The 24,207-nt window shown below is 64.0% G+C and carries 20 protein-coding genes and 1 riboswitch; of the genes, 8 read left to right on the plus strand and 12 right to left on the minus strand.

The features are described from left to right. Positions 1 to 83: 83 nt before the first annotated feature. On the minus strand, positions 84 to 659 hold the full coding sequence (locus ACQ4W4_RS18900; protein WP_436543280.1) for a TMEM165/GDT1 family protein: 576 nt from the start codon (positions 657 to 659) through the stop codon (positions 84 to 86). 21 nt (positions 660 to 680) lie between these two features. Then, positions 681 to 850, minus strand: a riboswitch (yybP-ykoY riboswitch). A 145-nt stretch (positions 851 to 995) separates the two neighbouring features. Between ACQ4W4_RS18900 and ACQ4W4_RS18905 the strand changes: the two genes are divergently transcribed. The 4 genes from ACQ4W4_RS18905 (at position 996) to ACQ4W4_RS18920 (ending at position 7,499) form a co-directional block, all read left to right on the plus strand. Then, positions 996 to 3,389 carry a M1 family aminopeptidase gene (locus ACQ4W4_RS18905; protein WP_436543281.1) on the plus strand — a complete coding sequence of 798 codons (2,394 nt, stop codon included), beginning with the start codon at positions 996 to 998 and terminating at the stop codon, positions 3,387 to 3,389. A gap of 118 nt (positions 3,390 to 3,507) precedes the next feature. Further along, positions 3,508 to 5,367, plus strand: a complete 1,860-nt coding sequence (locus ACQ4W4_RS18910; RefSeq protein ID WP_436543282.1) for a M1 family metallopeptidase — start codon at positions 3,508 to 3,510, stop codon at positions 5,365 to 5,367. 22 nt (positions 5,368 to 5,389) lie between these two features. Then, positions 5,390 to 7,027 (plus strand): serine hydrolase, encoded by a 1,638-nt coding sequence (locus tag ACQ4W4_RS18915; protein WP_436543283.1) that lies wholly within the window; start codon positions 5,390 to 5,392, stop codon positions 7,025 to 7,027. 277 nt (positions 7,028 to 7,304) lie between these two features. Then, entirely contained in the window at positions 7,305 to 7,499 is a 195-nt protein-coding gene (locus ACQ4W4_RS18920; protein WP_436543284.1) for a hypothetical protein, read from the plus strand. A gap of 59 nt (positions 7,500 to 7,558) precedes the next feature. Here the strand turns inward: ACQ4W4_RS18920 and ACQ4W4_RS18925 are convergent, their stop codons facing one another. Both ACQ4W4_RS18925 and ACQ4W4_RS18930 read right to left on the minus strand, forming a co-directional pair. Continuing rightward, positions 7,559 to 8,389 carry a class I SAM-dependent methyltransferase gene (locus tag ACQ4W4_RS18925; protein WP_436543285.1) on the minus strand — a complete coding sequence of 277 codons (831 nt, stop codon included), beginning with the start codon at positions 8,387 to 8,389 and terminating at the stop codon, positions 7,559 to 7,561. Between the two features lie 85 nt (positions 8,390 to 8,474). Further along, positions 8,475 to 9,131 carry a pyridoxamine 5'-phosphate oxidase family protein gene (locus tag ACQ4W4_RS18930; RefSeq protein WP_436543286.1) on the minus strand — a complete coding sequence of 219 codons (657 nt, stop codon included), beginning with the start codon at positions 9,129 to 9,131 and terminating at the stop codon, positions 8,475 to 8,477. 108 nt (positions 9,132 to 9,239) lie between these two features. On the opposite strand from ACQ4W4_RS18930, the gene pdxR reads away from it, so the two are divergent. Next, on the plus strand, positions 9,240 to 10,712 hold the full coding sequence (pdxR, locus tag ACQ4W4_RS18935) for a MocR-like pyridoxine biosynthesis transcription factor PdxR (protein ID WP_436543287.1): 1,473 nt from the start codon (positions 9,240 to 9,242) through the stop codon (positions 10,710 to 10,712). A 15-nt stretch (positions 10,713 to 10,727) separates the two neighbouring features. On the opposite strand, the gene ACQ4W4_RS18940 is transcribed toward pdxR, so the two are convergent. The 8 genes from ACQ4W4_RS18940 to ACQ4W4_RS18975 form a co-directional block, all read right to left on the minus strand. Continuing rightward, the gene (locus ACQ4W4_RS18940; protein WP_436543288.1) at positions 10,728 to 11,507 is read right to left on the minus strand and encodes a spermine/spermidine synthase domain-containing protein; all 780 of its coding nucleotides are present in this window, start codon (positions 11,505 to 11,507) and stop codon (positions 10,728 to 10,730) included. A gap of 59 nt (positions 11,508 to 11,566) precedes the next feature. After that, positions 11,567 to 12,091, minus strand: coding sequence for an FxDxF family PEP-CTERM protein (locus tag ACQ4W4_RS18945; protein ID WP_436543289.1), 525 nt, complete (start codon positions 12,089 to 12,091; stop codon positions 11,567 to 11,569). A 238-nt stretch (positions 12,092 to 12,329) separates the two neighbouring features. Beyond that, entirely contained in the window at positions 12,330 to 13,646 is a 1,317-nt protein-coding gene (locus ACQ4W4_RS18950; RefSeq protein WP_436543290.1) for a sensor histidine kinase, read from the minus strand. A gap of 14 nt (positions 13,647 to 13,660) precedes the next feature. Continuing rightward, entirely contained in the window at positions 13,661 to 15,007 is a 1,347-nt protein-coding gene (locus tag ACQ4W4_RS18955; protein ID WP_436543291.1) for a sigma-54-dependent transcriptional regulator, read from the minus strand. A 28-nt stretch (positions 15,008 to 15,035) separates the two neighbouring features. Further along, on the minus strand, positions 15,036 to 16,274 hold the full coding sequence (locus ACQ4W4_RS18960) for an ABC transporter permease (RefSeq protein ID WP_436543292.1): 1,239 nt from the start codon (positions 16,272 to 16,274) through the stop codon (positions 15,036 to 15,038). A gap of 28 nt (positions 16,275 to 16,302) precedes the next feature. After that, entirely contained in the window at positions 16,303 to 17,625 is a 1,323-nt protein-coding gene (locus ACQ4W4_RS18965; protein ID WP_436543293.1) for an ABC transporter permease, read from the minus strand. A gap of 9 nt (positions 17,626 to 17,634) precedes the next feature. After that, on the minus strand, positions 17,635 to 18,351 hold the full coding sequence (locus ACQ4W4_RS18970; RefSeq protein ID WP_436543294.1) for an ABC transporter ATP-binding protein: 717 nt from the start codon (positions 18,349 to 18,351) through the stop codon (positions 17,635 to 17,637). A 34-nt stretch (positions 18,352 to 18,385) separates the two neighbouring features. Then, positions 18,386 to 19,651 (minus strand): efflux RND transporter periplasmic adaptor subunit, encoded by a 1,266-nt coding sequence (locus ACQ4W4_RS18975; protein WP_436543295.1) that lies wholly within the window; start codon positions 19,649 to 19,651, stop codon positions 18,386 to 18,388. Between the two features lie 207 nt (positions 19,652 to 19,858). Between ACQ4W4_RS18975 and ACQ4W4_RS18980 the strand changes: the two genes are divergently transcribed. Both ACQ4W4_RS18980 and ACQ4W4_RS18985 read left to right on the plus strand, forming a co-directional pair. Then, positions 19,859 to 21,313, plus strand: coding sequence for a MutS-related protein (locus ACQ4W4_RS18980; RefSeq protein ID WP_436543296.1), 1,455 nt, complete (start codon positions 19,859 to 19,861; stop codon positions 21,311 to 21,313). Then, positions 21,264 to 21,410, plus strand: coding sequence for a hypothetical protein (locus ACQ4W4_RS18985; RefSeq protein ID WP_436543297.1), 147 nt, complete (start codon positions 21,264 to 21,266; stop codon positions 21,408 to 21,410). The genes ACQ4W4_RS18980 and ACQ4W4_RS18985 overlap by 50 nt, the downstream gene beginning before the upstream one ends. A 17-nt stretch (positions 21,411 to 21,427) precedes the next feature. Here the strand turns inward: ACQ4W4_RS18985 and ACQ4W4_RS18990 are convergent, their stop codons facing one another. Beyond that, positions 21,428 to 23,338 (minus strand): phosphoethanolamine transferase, encoded by a 1,911-nt coding sequence (locus tag ACQ4W4_RS18990; protein ID WP_436543298.1) that lies wholly within the window; start codon positions 23,336 to 23,338, stop codon positions 21,428 to 21,430. 425 nt (positions 23,339 to 23,763) lie between these two features. On the opposite strand from ACQ4W4_RS18990, the gene rpsL reads away from it, so the two are divergent. Then, complete coding sequence (gene rpsL, locus ACQ4W4_RS18995; protein ID WP_010394376.1) at positions 23,764 to 24,147, plus strand: 30S ribosomal protein S12; 384 nt, start codon at positions 23,764 to 23,766, stop codon at positions 24,145 to 24,147. The last annotated feature ends 60 nt before the right edge of the window (positions 24,148 to 24,207 follow it).

Consider the following 24,207-nt stretch of genomic DNA (forward strand, 5'->3'; position numbering starts at 1 on the left):
CCGGGTCGGCGCGCCGGTATTCATGCCGCCGACATTGTAATTATGAGCATGAATATTGTAAATTGGAAAATAACAGGGCTGTCTCAAAATCCCAGGGCGGCGCCCGCGCCCAGCAGGGTGGCCACGCCCAGCACGGCAAACACCAGGGCCGCGATGCCGTGCACCAGGCGCAGCGACACGCGGTTGGCGATCCTCTGGCCCAGGTAGACGGCCGGCACGTTGGCCAGCATCATGCCGAAGGTGGTGCCCAGCACGACCGAATAAATGTCGTCGTAGCGCGCCGCCAGGGCCACCGTCGCCACCTGCGTCTTGTCTCCCATTTCCGCCATGAAGAAGGCAATCAGGGTGGTCAGGAAGACGCCGTATTTGGCCAGCTTCGTCTCGTCTTCATCGAGCTTGTCCGGGATCAGGGTCCAGGCGGCCATGGCCAAGAAGGAGACGCCCAGCACCCAGCGCAGCACGTCCGGCCCCAGCATGCCGGTGATCCAGGCGCCGACGGCGGCGGCGAACGCGTGGTTGGCGACGGTGGCGACGAGAATGGCCAGCACGATGGGCAGGGGTTTGCGGAATTTGGCGGCCAGCAGAAAGGCCAGGAGCTGGGTTTTGTCGCCGATTTCAGCGAGACCGACGATGCCGGTGGAGATGAGGAAAGCTTCCATGAGATTGCAAGAGGTACGCGGGCCGGACGAATTAACCAATGATCCACGGGCGACTCCGGCCCATGCGGCCGCCCTGGATCAATGGTCTCGTCAAGTTCTGCAACCACCTGCACCATGGCCTGCGGGCCAATCATGTTGATACAGGTTCCCGCGGCAGGACCGCGGGACGACTACTCCCCAATGTTCGAGGCGCATGATACGCCAATGCCTGTTTCTGCGCCAGTGCCGCCGGCCGCCGGCGCCGTGCTGCGTGTGGGACTTCCACAACAATGATCGATTGCAAACAGACTCGACTTAGAATGCAGTTCTGTCCACGACTCCCAGATGGAATGCGCCATGCCGGTCCTTGTCCGCTTGCTTGCCCTGTGTTTGACCTTGTTATCTCCCTTGCCCGGCCTGTGCGCCGCCGCGCCCTTCGACGACAAGTTCCGCCAGCTCGAAGAACTGCTGCCAACGCCGAACAGCTACCGCACGGCGTCCGGCGCGCCCGGTCACGCCTACTGGCAGCAGCGCGCCGACTACGTGATCCGCGCCACGCTCGATGAAGCGCGGCGCGCCATCACGGCCAGCGAGCAGATCACTTATCACAACCGTTCGCCCGACAGCCTCGCGTATCTGTGGCTGCAGCTGGACCAGAACGGTTTGCGCCAGGATGCCGACCAGCGACGCGTACTGAGCGCGCCGTCGCGCCAGGCCTGGCTCAGCGGCAGCGAAGACGAAGCGCTGAAATTCGAGGATTTGCGCGCCATCCACGCCGGCCGCGAATTCGACGGCGGCTTCAAGCTCACCGCCGTGAAAGCGGCCAGCGGCAAGCCGCTGCCGTATGTAATCAACCAGACCATGCTGCGCATCGATCTGCCGGTGGCGCTGGCGCCCGGCCAGAGCGTCACGTTCAATATCGACTGGTCGTATCAGATCAATGACCAGAAGGTGCTCGTCGAGCGCTCCGGCTACGAGTATTTTGAGGACGACAAGAACGCGATTTTCCAGATCGCGCAGTGGTTTCCCCGCATGGCCGCGTATTACGACGCCGTCGGCTGGCAGCACAAGCAGTTCCTCGGTTCCGGGGAATTCACGCTGGAGTTTGGCGACTACGAGCTGTACCTGACGGTGCCGGCCGACCACGTGGTGGCTGCCACGGGCGAGCTGCAAAATCCTGCCGCCGTCCTGAGCGCGGCGCAGCGCGAGCGCCTGGCGCGGGCGAAGAACAGCGATACGCCGCTGCTGGTGATCACGCCGGAAGAGGCGCTGGCGGCGGAAAAGGGCAAAGCGGCGGGCATGAAAACCTGGCACTTCAAGGCGGCCAATGTGCGCGACGTGGCGTGGGCGTCAAGCCGCAAGTTCATCTGGGATGCGCAGGGGCTGAACAGCGGCGGCAGGCGCGTGATGGCCATGTCCTACTATCCGAATGAAGGCAATCCGCTGTGGCAGCAGTACAGCACGCGCGCCGTCGTGCACGCGATCGAGCAGTACAACAAGTACAGTTTCGATTACCCGTATCCGAACGCGATGTCCGTCAATGGCGCCGTGGGCGGCATGGAGTATCCGATGATTGCGTTCAATGGCGGGCGTCCCGTGAAGGACAAGAAGACGGGCGAACGTACGTATTCAAAGACGACCAAATATGACCTGATCGGCGTGATCATCCACGAAGTGGGCCACAATTATTTCCCCATGATCGTCAACTCGGACGAGCGCCAGTGGACGTGGATGGACGAAGGCCTCAATTCCTTCCTGCAGTACCTGGCCGAGCAGGCGTGGGAAGAGCATTTCCCCTCCTGGAATGGCGAGCCGCGCAAGATCGTCGACTACATGCGCAGCCAGAACCAGGTGCCCATTATGACCAACTCCGAGTCCTTGCTGCAGTTCACGGCGAATGCCTACGACAAGCCGGCCACGGCGCTCAACATCCTGCGCGAAACCATCCTCGGGCGCGAACTGTTCGACTTCGCCTTCAAGCAGTACGCCTTGCGCTGGAAGTTCAAGCGCCCGACGCCGGCCGACTTTTTCCGCACCATGGAAGATGCGTCCGGCACGGACCTGGACTGGTTCTGGCGCGGCTGGTTCTATACCACCGACGCGGTCGACATCAGCATCGACGGCATCAGTGAATACGGCGTGAGCACGAAGAATCCGGAAGTCGAGAAAGCGTGGAAAAAGGCGCAGAAGGCGGCGCAGCCCATCTCGATCTCGGACCAGCGCAACAGGGCGCTGCCGAAGAAGGTCGATACCGATCCCGCATTGAAGGATTTCTATAACCGGCACGACGAGTTCACCGTCACCAACAAGGACCGCAACAGCTATGCGGAAGAGCAGGAAACGCTGGAGCCGTGGGAGAGAAAGCTGCTGGAGCAGCACAACATGGGCAAGCATCTGTACCTGGTCGACTTTTCGAATCTCGGCGGCCTGGTGATGCCGCTGATCCTGGAAATCGAACTCAAAAGCGGCAAGAAGATCATCGAGCGCGTACCGGCCGAAGTGTGGCGCTACGCGCCGCACAAGATCAGCAAGGTGATCATCACGGACGAACCGATGGTGGGCCTGGTGCAGGACCCGTACTGGGAGACGGCCGACATCGACACCAGCAACAATGCCTGGCCGAGAAAAATCACGTCATCGCGCCTGGAGCTGTTCAAGCTGGACCGCGACAAGCATAACCTGATGAAGGATTTGAATACGCCGCTGAAGGCGCCCGAGGCCAAGGCCGAGGTCCGGCCGGAAGCAAAATAGGGAAACAGCGCCGGCCAGTCCGGCGCTTTTTTCTGCCGGCCCGCGCTGGAAGTGCTATTCTGCGCGACGCCCCGGCGCACACGGATCGGGGCTTTCGCAAATCATTCAAAAGACGACCATGCAAACTTTGACCTTCCTGCGCGCGCTGGGCTGTGCGCTACTTTGCCAGGTGACTCTGGCCGCGCACGCCGACCCCCTCAGCTATGCGCGCTACGACCAGGTGCGCACACGCGACCTGCAGCTGGACCTGAAAGCCGACTTCAAGCAAAAGACCCTGTCCGGCTATGCCGAGCTGTCCTTGAACTGGATCGATCCGGCGGCGCGCACCCTGGTGCTCGATACGCGCGATTTGTCGATCGCCAAGGTGCAGGTGCAGGACAAGCGCGGCGCATGGCAGATGGCGCCGTACCAGCTGGACAAGGCCGACCCGGAAAAGGGCCAGGCGTTGCGCATCACCACCACGGGCCAGCCGGGCAAGGTGCGCGTCTACTATCACACGGCGCCGAACGCCATCGCGCTGCAGTGGCTCACGCCGCAGCAGACCATGTCGGGCAAGCTGCCTTTCATGTTCAGCCAGTCGCAAAGCATCAACGCCCGCTCGTGGGTGCCGTCGCAGGATACGCCGGCCGTGCGCTTTACGTATAGCGCGCGCATCGAGGCGCCATCGGGCATGCGCGTCGTGATGAGCGCCGAGAACGATGAAAAGGCGACCGGCAAGGGCGGCTGGAAATTCAGGATGCCGCAGCCGATTCCATCGTACCTGCTGGCGATCGCCATCGGCGAACTGGAAGTGCGCAAGCTTGGCCCCCGCTCCGCCGTGTATGCGGAACCGCCGCGCATCAAGGCGGCCGAATACGAGCTGGCCGATACGGAAAAGATGATCCAGGCGGCCGAAGCGCTGTATGGCCCGTATGGCTGGGGGCGCTACGACATGATCGTGCTGCCGCCATCGTTCCCCTACGGCGGCATGGAAAACCCGCGCCTGACCTTCCTCACGCCGACCATGATCGCGGGCGACCGCAGCCTGGTCGATCTGATCGCGCATGAACTGGCCCACTCGTGGTCGGGCAACCTGGTCACCAACGCCTCGTGGAAACACATGTGGCTCAACGAAGGCTTCACCACCTACGTCACGACGCGCATCGTCGAGCAGCTGTATGGCAGCGACGTGGCGCAGATGGGCGTGCAGGTCGACCAGGAAGAACTGGCCGCGTCGATCCGCGAATTGCCGGCTGCGAAAACGGCGCTGATCTCGCGCGACGCCGATGCCAACCCGGCGGAAACGTACACGGATGACGGGATCATCTACCCGAAAGGCGCCTGGTTCCTGGCCACCATGGAGCGCCGCGCCGGCCGCGCCGTGTTCGACCTCTTCCTGCGCGGCTGGTTCGACCAGCATGCGTTCCAGAGCGTGACGACGGAGCAGTTCATCGCCTACCTGCGCAAGAACCTGCTGGCGCAGCACCCGGACGTGATGCCGCCGGCGGAACTCGATGAATGGCTGTATGGCACGGGCGTGCCGGCCAGCGCGCAGCGCGTCGTTTCGCCGCGCCTGGCGCTGCTCGACCAGCACCGCGACGCCTGGCTCAAGGGCGAGCTGTCCACCAAAGACCTGGGCATGGACAAGTGGATCGCCATCGAGTCGATGCACTTCCTGAACGACATCAACAACAAGGCCAGCGCGGCGCAATTGCGCGAGCTCGACCAGGTCTACGGCGTGGGCAAGAGCGGCAACAATGAAGTGGCCTACCGCTTCTATCTGGCCTCCGTGAACGCCGGCTACGACGTGCGCCAGCCCTTGCAGGCATTCCTGATGAGCGTGGGCCGCCAGAAGTTCGTCGTGCCCCTGTACAGCGCCTTGATGAAGACGCCGCAAGGCCATGCCTGGGCCAAGGACGTGTATGCGCAGGCGCGCGAACGCTACCACCCGGTGACGCAGGAAAGCGTCGATAAATTGATGGCCGCGCAAGCGCATTGAACCTTCTTTGGACATCCTGACCATGCATACCATGAACCGCCTCGCCGCCGCCATCGTGCTGGCGTTTTCCGGCATCGCCGTGCCGGCGCTGGCATTTGACGCCGCCCCCGTCGTTGCCGCCGCACCGGCGCCCGCGCCTGCCTTCGATCTTGAGCGCGACGTCGCCACCGCCCTGAAAGTGTTCGACGTGCCCGGCATGGCGATCGCCATCGTCAAGGACGGCAAGGTCGTCACCGCCAGGGGCTTCGGCGTGCGCAAGCTGGGCGAGCCGGCCGCCGTCGATGCGCAGACCTTGTTTGAAGTGGCATCGAACTCGAAAGGCTTCACGGCAGCCGCGCTGGCCATGCTGGTCGACGAGGGCAAGCTGGCCTGGGACGATCCCGTCACCAAGCATTTGCCCGGCTTCCAGATGCACGATTCCTACGTGACGGGCGCCATGACCGTGCGCGACCTGCTGACGCACCGCAGCGGCCTGGGCCTGGGCGCCGGCGACTTGCTGTGGTGGCCGACCACCACGTTCAGCACCGACGAGATCATCGAGAAGCTGCGCTACATCCGTCCGGCCACGAGTTTTCGCAACAGCTATGCCTACGATAACCTGCTGTATATCGTGGCCGGCAAGATCATCGCCGACAAGGCGGGAAAAAGCTGGGGCGAGGCCATGCACGAGCGCATCCTGGCGCCGCTGGGCATGACGGGCACCACCACCAGCCTGGCTGAAAATGCGGGCAAGCCCGACGTCGCCAGCGCGCACAGCAAGATCGACGGCAAGATCGCCGCCGTCAAGTCCATGCCCGTGCCGAACGCCGTGGGCGCCGTCGGCATCAACACGAATGCGGAAGATATCGCCAAGTGGATGATGGTGCTGCTCGATGGCGGCAAGATCGCCGGTACGACGGACAAGGATGGCAAGGAAGCGCGCCTGTTCAGCGAAAAGCAGGGCCGCGAGATGTGGACGGCGCAAACGCCGATCAAGATTCCCGAGCCGAAACCGGCATTGGCCGCGACGAAACCGAACTTCAGCGCATATGGCCTGGGCTTCCAGCTGCGCGACTACAAGGGCATGAAGGTCGCCATGCACGGCGGCGCGCTGCAGGGATTTTATTCGCGCGTGGTGATGGTGCCGGAAGCGAAACTGGGCGTGGCCATTCTGACCAATGCGGAAAATGGCGGTTCGATGACGGCGCTGCAATGGCGCATCCTCGATCATTACCTGCAGGCCGCGCCGTCGGACTGGCTGGCGCTGGTGGCCAAGGTGGAGCAGGACCAGCATGCCGAGGAGGTGAAAAAGCAGGGCAAGGCGTCGAGCGCGCGCGCGGCCAAATCGCAGCCTTCGCTGCCGCTGGCGGCGTATGACGGCGAGTATGAAGACGCCTGGTACGGCAAGGTCGTGATCAAGCCGGAAGGGAAAAAACACATCCTCAGCTTCACGCGCACGCCGGACCTGACGGGCGAGCTGGAACACTGGCAGCACGACACCTTCATCGTGCGCTGGAAAGAGCGCAATTTCAACGCGGACGCCTACGTGACGTTCTCGCTCAACCCCGATGGCAGCATCGACCGGGTCAAGATGGCGCCCGTGTCGGCCGAAACGGATTTCAGCTACGACTTCCAGGACCTGAGCCTGATGCCGGTAAAGCCGAAGGACGCGAAGAAATAAGGGGTCGATACCAAAACCGCAGCCTGTGCTGCGGTTTTTTTTCGCCTGTTGCCATGCAAATGCGCGGCGCAAGGGCGGCGGGCCGGTTTTTATTCCATGAAATGGGGCGAAAAATAAACGTTATCTTGTTTTCTTGTTTGCGTATTTACTAACTTTTCAAGGTGGTACTATTTCTGTGCGCCATGAAATTTGTCTGTCGACCGGCGCTTTCTGGCGGCTGGCGTCTTTGTCTTCCAGTGGTTTTTAGAACGACTCAACTCTTGGGAATGGGATAAAAATGATCAATGTGAAAAAAGCCGTATTTGTCTTTTGCGCCGCCGTCGGTTTTGCCGGCGCCGTCAGTTCTTCCGCGTATGCCCTGCCATCGCGCGAAACCTGCGAGGAAGCCTACACCGCGTGCGTGGTGGACGGCGATGCCAGCTCCTGCACCCTGGTCAAGCGCCTGTGCGGCGTGTACGGCATCCACCTGTAGCCGGCAGGTCAATCCGCGCTCGGGCGGCGCGCCGGATTGGCGCGCCGCCGTTGGATTGACTATGGCTTGACGAACTTCAGGGTCATGCGGTCGCTCTCGCCGATGGCCGTGTAGCTGGCCCGGTCCACATCCTTGTTGGCGTAGGTGGGCGGCAGCGCCCAGACGCCGCCCTGATGGTCCGCCGTGTCTTTCGGATTGGCGTTGATGTCCGATTTGGCGGCCAGTTTGAAACCCGCATTTTCCGCCAGCTTGATCACATACGCTTCGTGCATGTAGCCGCTGCTGGCCGTGGCGTCCTGCGGCTTGTTCGCCGGCAGGCGGTGCTCGACGACGCCGAAGACGCCGCCCGGTTTCAGGCTGTCATACACTTCCTTGAACAGGGTCTGCATGCCCGCTTCGCCGATCGGTATCCAGTTGTGGATATTGCGGAAAGTGAGCACCATGTCGGCCGTGCCCTTGGGCGCGATGCGGTAGGTGGTGGGCGGTGCGAAGGCGCCGATTTCCACCTTGCCGAAAGCGGCCGGATTGGCGTCGAGTTTCTGCTGGAAGCGCGCCGCGCCACGGCGCGCGCCTTCGCTGCTTGACTGCGGGTCGTTGCCGGCGGCGATCAGCTTGCCGTGCTCGCGCAGGTAGGGTGCCAGGATCTCCGTGTACCAGCCGCCGCCGGGCGCCAGTTCCACCACCGTCATGGTCGGCTTGATGCCGAAGAACGTCAGCGTTTCATAAGGGTGGCGGGCGCTGTCGCGCAGCGCGTTGGCCGGCGTGCGCGCGTTGCCGGCGATGGCCGCCTTCAGGGCCGCGTCGCCCGCATCGGCGGCCAGTGCCGTGCCGCTGCCGCCACAGGCCAGCATGACCGTCAGGGCCGCAGCCAGGGATACTCGCTTCATCATCATATGCTCCATGAGTGATTGGATCGGTTGGTAACTTGGTGGCGATCGCCATCAACGCCGATCATCGGTCAAGCATGCTGGCCGGTCAAGCGGATTCCGTACCCCATGCGGCGGCATACGCGGGCATATCGCTGGTGTTGAGCGCATCGGCGATGGCCGCGCCACGGCCGTGCGCAAACGGCAGTTCACCCGTCCAGACGGCATGCGCCATGTCGTCCGCGTCGTCGAGCGGGCCGCCCTGGCGCTGCTTGACGGCATATTCGTCGAGCGCGATGCGCAGCACTGTGGTGGCCGCGTATTCCTTGGCGCTGCCGCCGCGCACGTGCGCCAGGCGTCCCGGCGCCAGCTTTTCCATCAACGCGTCCATGGCCGCATGCTGCTGGCCGATATCGCTTACTTTTTCAAACTGCCCGTACACCATCGCCGAACGGTAGTTCATCGTGTGGTTGAAGGCGGAGCGCGCCAGCACCAGGCCGTCGAGATGGGTGATGGTCACGCATACGTCGCTGTCTTGCAAGCGTTTGAGCATGCGGCTGCCGTTCGAGCCATGGATATACAGGTGGCCATCGATGCGCCAGCAGGCGGTCGGGATGCAATGGCTGCCCTTGTCGTCGTGGAAGGCGATATGGCACAGGTAGGCGGCATCGAGGATGGCGTACAGGGCGGCTTGCTCGTAGCTGGCCAGTTCGGCGACGCGGCGCACGCGGGTACGGGGGCTGGGGGGCAGGGCGGGAGCGGTCATGGCGGGAATCCGGTTGGTTGAAGAAGCAGGCCGCACTATAATCGGCATCTGGCCCTGAAAAAAGATCCAGAACTGACAAAAAATATAGAGCCAGGATGAAAGGGGCGCATGGATTTCGCTTTACTGCTGGGCGCGTTCGAGCGCACGCACCGCGAGCGGGGCTGGCCGCGCCAGCGCCTGCTGCATGAATGTCTGCGCGCGGCGATCCGCGGCGGCCAGCTGGCGCCGGGCACGCGCCTGGCTGCCACGCGCGTGCTGGCGGCCGAACTGGGCGTGGCGCGCAATACCGTGCTGTACGCCTACGAGCAATTGGCCAGCGAAGGGTTTGTCTTGCCGGACCGGCGCGGCACCGTCGTCGCCGGCAGCGCCGGCGTGCCGGCGGCATCGCCGGTGAGCGGTATCCAGGATGGCTTGTCGCGCCGCGCCCGGCATTTGCGCGGCGTGTCAGGACAGGATGCCAGCGCGGCGCTGGTGTTTCCCGCCGACGCCATGGGCGCGTTCGCGCCTGGCGTGCCGGCGCTCGACGAATTTCCGCTGGCGCAGTGGCGGCGCATGCTGGACCGCGCGTGGCGCGCGCTGACGCCGCGCCAGCTCAATTACGGCGACCCTGCCGGCGAGCCGCAGCTGCGCATGGCCATCGCCGACCATTTGCGCGCCGCGCGCGGCGTCGTCTGCGATGCGGGCCAGGTGTTCATCACGGACGGCACGCAGAGCAGTCTCGATGTCTGCCTGCGCGCCTTTGCCGACCAGGGCGATACTTTATGGATCGAGCATCCCGGCTATGGCGGCGCGCTGGCGGCGGGCCGTGGCGCCGGCTTGCAGGTGACGGGCGTCGCCGTCGACATGGATGGCATCGCGCCGACGGACGAGGACTGGCGCGATACGCCGCCGCGCCTGATCTACACGACGCCGTCGCACCAGTATCCGACGGGCAGCGTGCTCAGTCCCGCGCGCCGCATGGCGCTGCTCGAACGCGCGCGCGCGGCCGGAGCGCTGATCATCGAAGACGATTACGACAGCGAGTTTCGCCATGGCGGACCGCCCCTGGCCGCCATGCAGGGACTGGTGGCCGACGCACCCGTCGTGTATCTGGGCACCTTCAGCAAGACCATGTTCCCCGCCTTGCGCATCGCCTTTATCGTCGTGCCGGCCGCGCTGGCCGGCGCCTTCGCGCAGATGCAGGCGCAGGGCGCCGCGCGGGGCCGCGTGGCCGAACAGCTGGCGCTGGCCGAGTTCCTGCGCAGCGGCCTGTTTGCGCGCCACGTGCGCCGCATGCGCCGCCTGTACCGCCAGCGCCGCGACGCCTTGAGCGATGCCTTGCGGCGCCATGCGTGCGCGGGCGCGGCCATCCATGGCGGCACGGCCGGCATGCACCTGGCGCTGCGTTTTCACGACAAGCACTGGGATGACCTGGCGTTGAGCCGCCGCGCCGCGCAGGACGGCATCGTGGCGCTGGCGCTGTCCGCGCATGGCACCGGCGAGGGACCGGGCTGGAACGGTTTCCTGCTCGGTTATGCGCAGGTGCCGGCCGAGAACATGGATGGCCTGGCGCGCCGCCTGGGCGCGCTGCTGCCGGCGTGATGCGCCGCTAGCGCCTTACTGCTGGTCCTGCATCCACTGCTTCAAGCCGTTGACCCAGTTCTTCGCGGGCAGGTTGAACTGTTTCCTGATGGCGGCGGCGCGCTCATATAAATCGCTGAAGTCGAGCGATGGCGATTTTTTGAAGGCCAGTACGACGATGTTTTCATCTTCCATTTCCGGCACCCAGACGACGGCGTCGAAGACCAGTTCCATCGCCTGCAAATTCTTGTCGTAGTTGGGGAAGTCGCCGAAGACATTTGTGCACATGATGCCGTCGTCCGTCAGGCAGTCAAAGCAGGCTTGGTAGAACTCGGGCGTGTCGAGCACGGGGCCGCGTGCGTCTTCGTCGTACAGGTCCACTTGCAGCGCGTCGACCGTGCCGTGGTTGGCCGGGTCGAGCACGAAGTCGAGCGCATTCATTTCGCGCACGTCGAGGCGGGCATCGTTCGGCGGCAGCGCGAACTGGGCGCCGCAGATGGCGATCACGTTCGGATTGAGTTCGATGGCCGTGACCTTGGCGTCGGGAAAGCGGCGGTAGCTGAACTTGGTCAGCGCGGCGCTGCCCAGACCCAGCTGCACGATGTGTTTGGGCTGCGTCTTGAACAGCATCCACATCATCATCATCTGCACGTATTCGAGCTCGATGGCGTCCGGTTTGTCCAGGCGCATGGCGCCCTGCACCCACTTGGTGCCCAGGTGCAGGTAGCGGATGCCGCGGTGTTCGGTGGTGGTGGCGGGCGGGTGGCCCGGGTGGCTGAAAGCGGTGTTGCTGGTGGAGATAAAGTCGGTCGTCATGGCGTCAGTTTAGCAGCCGCCAAAGAAAAAGACGCCGTGGCGTCTTTTGGGTGGTGCGCTCAAGATTGCTTGCGGCGTCGCGCCAGGAAGCCGAGTATGCCCAGGCCGGCCAGCAGCATGCCATAGGTTTCCGGTTCAGGAACGGGCGCCAGGTTCAGGTTGAAGACGCCGCCATAGCTGCCGCCCTTGGTGTTGCCGATGACGGTGAGGACCAGCGGGCCGTTGAACAGAATGCTGGTCGGCGCCAGGACTTCGCCCTGGGCATAGCCAAAGACGGTGGGCCCGCCAAAGCCGCTCAGAGAAATGCCGTTCAGGTTGGCGCTGGTGAAGCTGATCGAGGAACTGTCCGAACCCGTGACGGACAGGTTGGCCAGGAAGGCTTGCGCGGTGGAACCGAAGGTCGCGTTGGGCGTGAACGTGAACGTATCGGTGAAGTCGCCGAGCGGGCTGGGAATGGCGCTGAAGCCGCTGGTCCACAGATTGCCGCTGGTATTGACGAGGTTGACTGTGTAGGCGGCGGCGCTGGCGCTGCCGATGGAAGCAGCGCTCAGTACTGCCGCTGCGATGAGTGATTTTAATTTCATGTTAATCCCCGCGAAAAGACGATTAATGTTTCAAAAAAACCGTACCGCGCTGATAAATTATCGCCAAGACAATTCATTGTCAATGAGCTATTTTTATATCATTATGCAAACTTAAATAGCTTATTTCTAACACACGGGCGTGGCGGGCATGAAGTTGCAATATTAAAAACCATAATTATTAATATTGCACTGAAAAATAGTTGCTGATCGTGTGATTTAAAAATCGTTACACAGTGAACTAATTTCTTTCGAGTAAGGGCAGAATCAAGGTCACCGCCAGACCGCCGCCTTCGCGGTTGGCCAGGGTGATGCGCCCGCCATGGGCTTCGGCGATTTCGCGCGCCAGGGCCAGCCCCAGTCCCGTGCCGCTGCGCTTGGTGGAATAGAACGGCACCAACGCGTTTTCCAGCACGGCGCCGCTCATGCCCGGACCTCGGTCGCGCACTTCGATGCGCAGCTGCCCTTGCGCCTGGCTGACGTGCAGGCCGATATGCTCGAGCTTGGAGCCGGACTCCAGCGCATTCTTGAGCAGATTGAGCAGCGCCTGCTGCATTTGCGCCGCATCGAACACGGCGGCCTGCGCGGGCGGTGGGCCGTCCAGCGTGAAGGCCGCTTGCGAGGCCAGGCTGTCGAGGAAGGGTTGCCATTCGCACGGCGCCAGGCGCGGCGCGGGCAGCTTGGCAAAGCGCGCATAGCCGAGGATGAAGGATTCCAGGTGACGCGTGCGCTCTTCGATGGTGGCGAGGATTTGCGGCAGGCGCTCCGTCTGGCCGCGGCGCACCAGCTCGGCGCCGGAATGGGCCAGCGAGGCCAGCGGCGCCAGCGAGTTGTTGAGTTCATGGCTGATGATGCGGATGACTTTTTTCCAGGTCTGCACTTCCTGGCGCCGCAGTTCCAGCGTCAGCTGGCGCAGCAGCAGCAGTTCGTGCTTGCGCCCGTTCAGGCTGAAGCTGCGCCGCGCCAGGTGATACACCTCTTCCTGTTCCCCTTCGCCGCTGGTAAACAAACCGTCGTTGCGGCGCGCCAGCGCCTCGGCCAGGGCCGGTGCCGCCTCGCGCACGATGTCGGCCAGGTGGTGCCCCTCGAGCCGGCGGCCGTGGTGCAGCAGCTGGCGCGCGGCCAGGTTGGCGTAGACGATGGCGCTGCCCTCGGCCACCAGCAGCATGGCCACCGGCGTGTTTTGCACCATGGTGTCGAGCAGCAGTTCGCGCTGCACCAGATCCAGCCGCTGCTTGCGCAGCACGTCGCCCAGCGCATTGTGGGCCGCCACCAGGTCGGCCAGTTCATCGTTCTGCGGCCAGCGCAAGCTGAAGCCGAAGTCGCCATCCTGGTAGCTGGCGACCGTGCCGCTCAAGGCGCGAAACAGCGACAACATCGCTTGCAGCTGGGCGCGGATGGTAATGATGGCCACCGGCAGCACGCACAGCAGCGTACCCGCCAGCACCAGCAGCGGCTGGCCTGGCAAAAAATACGCGAGCAGCAGGGCGATGACGATGCCCAGTACCAGCAAGGTGACGATCAGCGCCGTCCAGCGCGTGAGCAGGGAGAGGCGCATGGGGCGGTAGGCCATCAGCCGCGCGCGATGCCCAGGCGCTCCATGCGCCGGTACAGCGCCTGGCGTGACAGCCCCAGTTCCTGCGCCGCCTGTGCCACCACTCCTTGCGCACGGTCCAGCGCAGCCACGACGCTGTCGCGGTCCGGTTCCGTGCCGGCGCCATCCTGTAGCGTGCGCGGCGCCGTCGCCAGCGGCAAGCCGAGTTCCTCCGCGCGGATCACCGGACCTGCCGTCAGCAGGCTGGCGCGCTGCATGACGTTTTTCAGTTCGCGCACATTGCCCGGCCAGCCGTGCGCCAGCAAGCTAGCCTGGGCCTGGGCGTCCAGCGTTTTTTCGCTGCCCAGGAAATGCCGCGCCAGCACCAGGATGTCGGCCGGGCGCCGGGACAGCGGCGGCAAGCGCAGTTCGATCACGTTCAGGCGGTAAAACAGGTCTTCGCGAAACGTGCCGGCCCTGATCATGGCCGGCAGGTCGGCGTTGCTGGCGCTGATGACGCGCACTTTCACCTGCCGCTCGCGGTTCGAACCGAGGCGCTCGAAGCGTCCCGTTTCGAGCACGCGCAGCAGTTTCATTTGTCCGGCCAGCGGCAGGTTGCCGATCTCGTCGAGGAACAGCGTGCCGCCGTCGGCCGCGTCGAACTTGCCGTCGCGCGCGCGCGTGATGCCCGTGTAGGCGCCGGCCTCGGCGCCGAACAGTTCCGCCTCGATCAGCTCCACGGGAACGGCGCCGCAATTGAGCACGACGAAGGGGCCGCCGGCGACCTGGGAATTGGCTTGCACGATGGCGGCGATGCGTTCCTTGCCGCTGCCGTTCGGCCCCGAGATGAGCACGGGCACGTCGGCGCGCGCCACCTGGCACGCCAGGTGCACGACTCTTTCCGTGGCCGGGTCTTGCCACACCATGCCGCGCAAGTCGAAGTCGTGTTCCAGCGCGTGGCGCTGGCGCTGCTCGGCCAGCACGCGCTGGCGCAGCGCGCGGTTGGCCTGTCCCAGTTCCAGCAGGTTCTGCACGCTGGCGATCAGGCGCCGGTCATCCCAGGGCTTGGCCAGGTAGTCGGCCGCGCCGGACTTGATCAGGTCGACGGCCGCGTCGAGCTGGGTCCATGCAGTCAGCAGGATCACGGGCAGGTCCGGGTGGCGTGCGCGGATCGCGTGGAACAGCGCGCCGCCTTCCTCGCCCGACGTGGTGTCGGCCGTGAAGTTCATGTCCTGCACCACCAGGTCGATGGCGTGGTGCTCGAGCAGGTGCAAGCCTTCCTCGGGCGAGGCGGCGCGCACGGCGTCGATCTCGTGCAGGGAGAACAGCACGTCGAGCGCGATGGCCACGGCGGCATTGTCGTCGATAATCAGTACGGTAGGCATGCGCGCAGCATATCACTCAGGTGCCGGCTCAGGTACTGCGGGTGGCGGTGGCCGGCGAAATGCTGGCCGCGCGCCATGCCGGGCCGTACACGGCACCGAGGCCCAGCAGCCAGAACACGAGCGCGCCGGCCAGCAGGTAGCCGGGCGGCAGGCGCGCCATTTCCAGCTGGCTGACCAGCAGCTGGTTCAAGCCCAGGGCCAGCAGCACGCCGCACGCCACGCCGACGCTGCTGATCATGAAATTCTCGGTCAGGAAGTAGCGCAGGATGTCGACGCGGCGGGCGCCCAGTGCGCGCCGCACGCCGATCTGCTTCCTGCGCTGCGTCACCCAAAGGCTGGCGATGCCGACGATGCCGCTGGCCGTCACCAGCAGCAGCAGAGTCGACACGGCGATCAGCATCCAGGACAAACCCCGGTCGGCCCGGTAGCGTGACGTGCGGTGCTTTTCCAGCGTGTCGGTGCGTACCAGCAGGCGCTCGCTGGTGGCGCTGCGGATGGCTTGCTCGGCCTCCTTCATCAGGCGGTCGCGCTGTCCAGGCTCGGCCCGCACGGCGTACAGCAGCGAGTCGCGCGAACCCGTCAGGCGCGCCGGCAGGATCAGCGAATGCTCGCCCTGCGCGCTGGCCTGGCCGACCTGTGTCTGCAGCCGCTCCACCACGCCGATCACGCGCATTTCGTCGTCATCGTCACCGGTGCCGTTGAACAGGGTCTTGCCGACAAAGCTGCTCTCGCCAGGCCAGATCTTTTGCGCCGCGGCGAGCGTCACGATGACCACCTTGGGAAAGATCGCATCGACGCTTTCATCGATTTCCGGCACTTCGTCGGGATGGAAATCACGGCCTTCCACCAGCTTGAGTCCATATGTCTTGACCAGCGAGTCAGGCGTGAAATACATCGACGTGGTGGCGCTGGCCGTGGGCTGTCCACGCTTGATGGAGACATTGGTGCTGCTGCCGGAACGCGACAGCACGGCCTGCGAGGTCTGCGCCACGGAGAGCACGCCGGGCAGGCTGCGCAGCAAGGCGGCCTGGCGTTTCTGGTCGGCCAGCTGGCGCTGGTGGCTGCCTTTGTCCATGCTTTGGATGTTGACATAAAAGATGTCGTTTTCAGCGGCCACGCCGGTGGGGCGGGCGGCGATCGCCTGGCGCAGGTTAACGATATGCAGGGCGTTGGCCAGGATGGCCAGGCTGATGGCGATCTGCACGGCGACGAGTACGGCACCGGTTTTGCTGCGCATCAGTGCCGACAGGATGGGGCGGATTTCCATGTTGAACCTCATTGCGGTACGGTGAATGTCATTGGGATTTGAGCTGTATCGCCGGCGTCACCTGGCAAGCGCGCCAGGTGGGCAGCAAACCCGCCAGCAGGGAGGCCAGCACGGAGACGGCAAACGTCAGCAGCAGCATCGGCATATCCATGTGCGCCACCGTGCCCAGTTCCTTCGATTGCGAACGCACGACGGCCAGCGCTGCATACGCCAGCAGCAGGCCCAGTACGCCGCCGGCCAGGCCTATGACGCCCGTCTCGATCAGGAACTGGCGAAAGATATCGCGCCGCGTGGCGCCCAGCGCACGGCGGATCCCCACTTCACTGGCGCGCACGGAAAACTTCGCCAGCAGCAGGCCGATGGTATTGACCAGGCATAGCAGCAGGAAACCGAAGGCCAGCCAGGCCGCCAGCTTGTTGTCGTTGTCGACCACGTTCAGGAACACCATCCATTCCTTGACGTTGTACAGGGCGTTGGGCGCGTGGCGCGGCATGCGGCCCAGCTTGCGCTGCTCGGCAGCATAGCTGTCGAGATATGCCTGCAGCTCGCCACGCTGGCCTGCGCTTTCCATCTCGAACCAGAACTGCAGCCAGGTGCAGTCCGACGCCAGGACGCCCTGGAAGCCGGGGCCGCGTTCGACGCCGCTGCAGGCCATGCCGCCGTCATGCCGCGTTTCATGGCGGATGGCGCTGGCAAACGGAATGAAGAATTCATCTTCCGTGCCAAAGGCGCCCTTGCTGCCGATGATGCGGTGTATGCGCGGCACGGGATCCCAGTGATCGAGCACGCCGCTGATCAGATAGGGCTGTCCCAGGACGGTCACGCGCCGCCCCACGGGATTGACCGTACCCAGCAGTTTTTCCGCCAGCGAGCGGCTCAGCACGATGACGTCGGCGCCGCTGGCGTCATCGGCTTCGCTCCATGGCTGACCATACAGGAAGGGGAGTTCGAACATGGCGAAAAAGTCGCGCGTGGGCGCCAGGCCCTGGGCCTGGAAGGCGCCGATATCCGTGCGTGCCGGCTCGACCGGGCCGGCCACGCCGTACATGACGGTGCGGCGCACGCCCATGTTGCTGGCCATGAAATTCTTCGCGTCGGTATAGGCCAGCTGCGACTGGCCGAAGCTGGGCTTGGCGCCCGGCACATAACTTTTCAAGGGGACGACGTCGATCATCGGCACGAACAGGCGGTCGCTCTTGTGCGGCAGCGGATCGCCCGACATGGCATGCAGGATGGTGACGGTCGACACGCTGGCGGCCACGCCGACGGCCAGGGTCAGCACCATCAGCGCGGTCAGGGCGCGGTTGCGGCGCAGGCTGCGCAGGCCCAGCGTGAAATAGTAGCGGAACATGGTCTCTCCTTACGCGGTCGCGGCGTGCTGCGGCCTGGCCGACAGCGAGGCGCTGTGCTGCACCAGGTCCGACACTTGGCCGTCGATGATGTGCACATTGCGCTGGCTGCGCAGCGCCAGTTCCGGATCGTGCGTGACCATCAGGATGGTGGTGCCCTGCGCGTTGATGTCCTCGAGCAGTTCCATCACGCCGCGTGCCATCTGCGTGTCCAGGTTGCCCGTCGGTTCATCGGCCAGCAGCAGCTTGGGCGAGCCGGCCAGCGCGCGCGCGATCGCCACGCGCTGCTGCTGGCCGCCCGACAGTTCGGCCGGATAATGCTTCATGCGCGACGCCAGTCCCACCTTGGCCAGCGCGTCCTCGATGCGCTCCTTGCGCTCGGCGCGGTTGAAGCCCCGGTAGCGCAGCGGCACGTCGACGTTGTCGAACAGCGACAGGTCGGGAATCAGATTAAACCCCTGGAAGATGAAGCCGAGTTTTTCATTGCGCAGGCGCGAACGGGCATTGTCGTCCATGCCCCTGACATTGATGCCGTCGAGGATGTATTCGCCATCGGTGAATTCCTCGAGCAGGCCGGCGATGTTCAGGAAGCTCGTCTTGCCCGAGCCGGACGGCCCCGTGACGGTGACGAATTCACCTTGCTGCACATGGATGTCGAAGCCGCGCAGCGCGTGGGTTTCGATCATGTGGGTGCGATAGATTTTGCTCAGGTTTTGCATGCGCAGCATGGAGGGCCTCTCAGAATATAAGTTGAATGATGTGTCAGTTGAGCGAGATGCGGGCGGCGTTCTCGAACGCTTCCGTGCCGGCGATCACCACCTTGTCGCCCAGCTTCAGGCCGCCGAGGATTTCCACGGCCGCCACGCTGGTGGCGCCCAGTTTGATCGGCGTACGGATGGCCACGCCGTCGCGCACGACGTAGGCGAAACGGCCGCCTTCGGCTTCGACGAAAGAGCCGCGCGCCAGCATCAGCACATCCGGTTTTTCATCGATCATCAGGCGCGCCGCCACGCGCTGGTTCTGGCGCAGGCCGGCCGGCTGCTCGCCATCGAAACGCACGCGCGCCAGCACCTGGTTTTTCACCACTTCGGGCGACAGCGCCGACAGTTTGCCGGTCGCCCGGATGGCGCCCGTTTCGATCTCGGCGCGCATGCCCAGGCCGATATCGGCCACATACGTTTCCGGTACCTCGAGCTCGACTTCCAGCTGCGACAGGTCGACCAGGGTCATCAGGGCCGTATTGGCTTGCACCACGCTGCGGTTGGCCACCGACAGGGTGCCGATGAAGCCGTTGACGGGCGCGCGCACGGTCAGCTCGTCGACCCTGCGCAGGGCGTTGTCGCGCACGAGGCGCTGGCGTTCGAGTTCATTCACCCTGGTCTTGAGCGCCAGGGTCACGTCCTCGCTTTCCAGGCCTGCCGCCTGCGAGGCGTGCTTGCTGCGGATATCGGCCGAATTCAAGGCATCCTTGGCCTTCTGGTAATCGATCTTGGCGATGATGCCCACCTGCGCCACGCTTTCATAGCGTTCGAGCGTGCGCTGCGCGGACAGGCGCTCGATTTCGGCCGTATCGGCTTCGCGGCGCGCCAGCAGCTTCTGCTTCTTGGCCAGGATCTGCTGGCGCGCCACTTCCGCTTCCAGCTGCTGCACGCTCGATTGTTCGCGCTTGAGGGCGTCGGACAGGTCAGGCGATTCCAGCACGGCCAGGATGTCGCCTTTCTTGACCGTGTCGCCCGCCTTCGCTTTCAGCGTGACGGTGGCCACCGTGGTCGAATACAGGGTGGGGCTGATCGACGCGACCACGCGGCCCGTGACGGCTGCGTCGCGGATCAGGGTGCCGCGCGTGACGTCGGCGATGCGCAGGCGGCTGCTGTTGACGGAATGCTCGCTGTTGCGCCAGCCGGTAACGGCGGCGACGGCGGCGCCGATGACGATGACGACGCCGGCCAGCAGCAGGGCGCGTTGCTTGTGGCGCTGGCCGGGCCGGGCGGACAGGACGGCGTCTTGAGAGGAGGTATCGCGGATCATGGGCATGTCTCGTGAAGGATGACTTTTCCAATGCACGATCCATGCCATTGATTAAGTCGTTGATTTGAATGGGGAAAAGTTCGGGCGTCCGGCTGTCCGTTGTGTCCGCGCTGTCCGGCCTGTCCGTCCGTGCAGGCGGAACTTGATAAATTGGCAATCGCCTGCATCTGCTGTGGCATTCCCTTCATCGACTCCTCCGCAGGCGCCATGCATCCATTCCTCCAGCAATTTTTCCCTGCCAGCGCCTTCGCGCCGGCGCTCGATTACCCTTTCGCGCGCAGCGACGTGGCGATGCTGCAGCGGTTGACGGACGAGGCGCCAGCGCTCGATGCTCAGACCTGGGACGAGCTGCTGCTTGACCAGTATGCGGCGCAGCTGGCGCGCGAGACCAGCATCTTCGGCCAGCAGGAGCTGCACCGGCGTCTGAACGGCGGCCAGGCCGATCCCGCCTCTGTCGCGCGCGTCCGGCAATTGCTGGACGACCCGGCACAAGTGGCCAGCCTGGAGCGCGCCTGTCTGCCCTTGCGCCAGACCGATACTGAGGTGAGCGAGACCCTGTTCGGCGCGGCGCTGGCACCGGCGCCATGGTGGAGCGCCTGGTTATGGCTGGTGCCGCTGGCCCTGTTGCTGGCCGTCGTTGCCGCCTGGCTGGTGGGCTGGCCGGCGCTGTTTGGCGTACTGGCCGCCTGTGTCGCGTTGATGGCTGTACAGGTGCGTTTTTACGAAAGCGCCAAGCTATGGGAACGCACGCTCGCTACCTTGCGCCACCTGCTGAAAACCCGTGCCGCGCTGGCGCGGCTTGCTGTGCCGGCAGCCTTGCCATGCGCCGCCGGCGGCGCACAGGCGGCCAAGCTGACGCGCGCCATCGAGCGCTCGCTGCTGCACTACGTGCCCTTCATCGATACGGTACTGGTCGAATATGGCGACTGGCTCCTGCTGAAAAACGTCAAGCGCTATTTCCGCACGCGCCAGTTGGTGGCGCAGCAGCTTCCCTTTCTGCGCGACAGCTTCACCCAGGTGGCGCAGCTGGAAGCGGACTTGGCGCTGGCGCGGCAGCTGCGTGCTTCCCCCGTGTTTTGCTGGGCGGGCACTGCGGCGCCGCGCGCGCTGGCCTTGCGGGGCATGCTGCATCCCTTGCTGGAGAACGCCGCGCCGCTGTCGTTCGACGTGCAGGGCAAGGGGGCCTTCATCTCCGGCCAGAACGGGATCGGCAAGAGCACCTTGCTGCGTTGCATAGGCCTGAACCTGGTCTGCGCGCGGGCCTTCGGCTTTTGTCATGCGCACAGCGCCGATGTGCCGCGCCTGGCCGTGTATGCGAGCATGCAGAACGAGGACTCGCTCGATGGCGGCGAAAGTCTATACATCGCCGAATTGCGGCGCGCGCGCGAATTGCTGGCGCTGGCCGAGGGCGGGGCGCCGGCGCTGTTCCTGATCGATGAAATCTTCCGCGGCACGAACCACCTCGAGTCGGTGGCGGCGGCGGCCGCCGTGCTGCATACGCTGGCCGCGCGCCACCTGGTGATCGTCTCGTCGCACAACCTGGTGCTGGGCCCCTTGCTGGAAGACTGCCTGGCGCCGTGGTGCGTGCGTCGCGATGACGCCGGCGCCCGGCGTGCTGCAGGCCACGAACGGCATCGCTCTGCTGGCGCAGCGGGGCTTTGACAGCGCCATCGAAGACAAGGCGGAACGCGTCTTCGACTGGCTCAGCACGCACATGGCGCAACCGGCCGATTGTAGCGGCGTGCTGGAACGGGCCTGAGGGCGCCTTGACCGCCTTTACTTGTCCTGCTTCTCCGGCGTGCTCTTGTCGATCACTTCGCGGCAATCGCCGCGGATGATGGCGTTGTCGTAGTTGGTCCAGCCGTAGCTGTCGACGTAGCGTTTGTGCTGCTTGAAGCGGGGGCTGACGATGCTCCATTCGGGCTGTTCGCCGGCGAAGCGGATGTCGCCCAGGTCGAGCAGGGTGTGGAACATGTTTTCCGTCGACAGGCGCGCCTTCTGATGGCGCCGCAGCTGCGTCACCTTGTCCGGATAGTGCTGCTGGAATTGCGGCGAATACCAGACAAAGGCGGGCACGTGGAATTCGAACTGCGTGTTGTGCCCGTGGAAGGCCAGGCGGCAGGTGCCGTCGTACAGGGTCTGGCCGTGGTCGGCCACGTAGACGAGCGAGCTGCGCAGGGCTGTGCGCTGGCCGTCGTCCTTCAGCATGCCGATCACCTGCGACAGGAACCAGTCCGTGTACAGGATGGAGCTGTCGTAGCTGTTGTTGAGCTGCGGCTTGATGGCCGTGTCCGTGTAGACGGGCTTGTCGACGCCGAACAGCGACGGCTGCCACTTGTCGAACGCTTTCGGATAGCGCTGGCTGTAGTTCCAGTGGCTGCCCAGCGTGTGCAGCACGATGAGTTTTTTCGGCGCCGGGTCGGCCAGCGCATTCCTGAACGGATCGAACAGGATCTGGTCGAAATTCGAACTGTTGGTAAAGCCGCCCAGGTTCAGGAACTGCACTACGTCCGCTTCCTTGGCGAATACGGACACGGGCGTGTCGAACTGGCCGAACGAGATCTGGTTCGATAGCCAGTAGGTCTTGAAGCCCGCTTCCTTGTAGGCGGTGAGGAAGGATTTTTCCGAGAAGCCATCCTTGAGGCTTTGCGTGGCCGGCTTGCGCGAAATGATGACGGGCACGGACAGGCGCGTGGCGGAAACGGCCGTGATGACGTCGGCCAGCGGCACCAGGTTGCTTTCCTGTTTCAGCAGGGGATTGGTGTCGCGTTCGTAGCCGTTCAGGCTCCAGCGGTCGTAGCGCGACGATTCGCCGATCACCATGACCACCACTTCCGGATGGGGATCGGGCTGTTGCTGGTGCGCGCCGAAACGGAAGCTGCTGCTTTTCTGTCCCAGTTCGGCCAGGTACTTGCGTTCCTTGTAGAAATCGAAGCCGCGCGCGGCCAGGCCGAAGGGCCAGGAATTGCTGATGGTATCGAAGGCGTAGGGCAGGCGCGCCCAGTGGGGCAGGCTGGGCCAGCCCAGGCCCGTCTCGTCGGCGCCGGCGATGCTGGCGTTCTCGGGCTTGCTGCTTTCTTCGTCTTCCTCGGCCGTCTCGTCGTCGGCCGAACTGGCGTCGCCGAAGCCGGAGGCGCCCGCCTTGCCGCTGGCCTTGGCGGACGCGGCGGCGCTGCGCACGGCCTTGGCCTCGAAACCGAATTCGTAGCCATACCACCAGAAGCCGCCCAGCAGGAGCAGCAGCACGAAGGCGGCCGGGCGCGTCTTGCCGCGCCAGTCCAGGTCGCGCGTGCGCGTGGCCGCATGCCAACTCAGGGCGCACCAGGCGATCACGCCCAGCATGACGGCGCCCATCAGCCACACTTTTTGCCCGAGGAATTCCATCGCTTCCTTGGGGCTGGTTTCGAAGATGATGCCCAGGTGGTGCGTGGAAATGCCCTGGCCATAGAAAATGAACAGGTAGATTTCCGTCGGCAGGGCCAGGAAGGCGGGCACCAGCAGCCAGTGGAAGTAGGCGGGGCGCTTGAACACGCTCCAGACGGCCAGCCAGGCCAGCAGCTCGAACGTGAGCATCTGCCACGGATGCTCGAGCGCACGCCCCAGCAGCGCGGGGACGAAGGGCACGGCCGTCAGCAAGGCATATGTCAGGAGCAGGAACAGATTGGCGGGGCGAAGCAAGGAGCGCATAAGGGGAGGCAGCGAAAAATGTCCGCTATTATCAGTCTTTTTGTTGTCTTGCGGTCGTACAAGAATGTGCGTGCCAGATGCTTGGTCGCAGGGAAAGAGTGCCAAATCATCAAGCGTTTACGCGTGGCGTCGTCCGCGCTTCGCTGCCAAAGATTAGTCAAAATGCCACAAATTCCCACGTTTTTTGCCTTTTTTTATAGCAAAAAGCGGTAAACTGATTGACCCCCTGTAACACAAGGTCTAAACTAGCGAGTTCTCGATTTTATTCTGCTCATCGTTTACGCATTACTTGGCATTTCATGGCCGCTCCTTATCGAGTGGCTGCGGGCGCCTCCGGTGCGCAGTAGATGAAAGCGGGACGAGGTTTTAGTCGCCGGGCATCTTGCCCGGGTTATTAATCGTAGTTTTTTGTTGGATTTATAACGATGCCAACCATCAATCAATTGATTCGCAATCCACGCGTCGCTTTGACCGTGAAGAGCAAATCGCCGGCGCTGGAAAACAGCCCGCAAAAACGTGGCGTCTGCACACGTGTTTACACCACGACTCCAAAGAAGCCTAACTCGGCTCTGCGTAAAGTCGCTAAAGTTCGCCTGACCAATGGTTTCGAAGTCATTTCGTACATTGGCGGTGAAGGCCATAACCTGCAAGAGCATAGTGTTGTGCTGTTGCGCGGCGGCCGCGTCAAGGATTTGCCGGGTGTGCGTTACCACATGGTTCGCGGTGCCCTGGATACCCAAGGCGTTAAAGACCGTAAGCAATCGCGTTCGAAGTACGGTACCAAGCGCGCTAAAGCTGGCAAGAAGTAATAAGTTGTACGCAGCAAACCCAAGTTTCGCTCAGTGGCAACTAGCTAAGTGAATGTAGTC

This window comes from Janthinobacterium glycogeni, from assembly GCF_051380725.1.
Lineage (GTDB): Bacteria > Pseudomonadota > Gammaproteobacteria > Burkholderiales > Burkholderiaceae_D > Janthinobacterium.